This is a genomic window from Pantoea stewartii subsp. stewartii, from assembly GCF_008801695.1.
Lineage (GTDB): Bacteria > Pseudomonadota > Gammaproteobacteria > Enterobacterales > Enterobacteriaceae > Pantoea > Pantoea stewartii.
This window is the reverse complement of record NZ_VZPF01000321.1, coordinates 1-249: the sequence shown is the minus strand read 5'-3', so window position 1 is coordinate 249 and position 249 is coordinate 1. Positions and strand designations below refer to the sequence as shown.

At 65.1% G+C, this 249-nt stretch carries 1 protein-coding gene; it reads left to right on the top strand.

Annotated features, from left to right (window positions below; genetic code table 11):
* A partial coding sequence (locus tag F7Q90_RS26370; protein ID WP_151161232.1) for an IS66 family transposase occupies positions 1-249 on the top strand: 249 nt, incomplete at both ends.

The following is a 249-nucleotide window of genomic DNA, read 5'->3' as shown; positions in this document are numbered from 1 at the left end:
TGTACGGCCTGCTGCGCCAGTACGTGCTGATGCCGGGCAAGGTGCACACCGACGATATCCCTGTGCCGGTACAGGAGCCGGGCAGCGGTAAAACGCGCACGGCCCGGCTGTGGGTATACGTGCGGGATGACCGTAACGCGGGGTCGCAGCTGCCACCGGCGGTGTGGTTCGCGTACTCGCCGGACAGGAAAGGTGTTCATCCACAACAGCACCTTGCGGGGTACAGCGGTATCCTGCAGGCGGACGCTT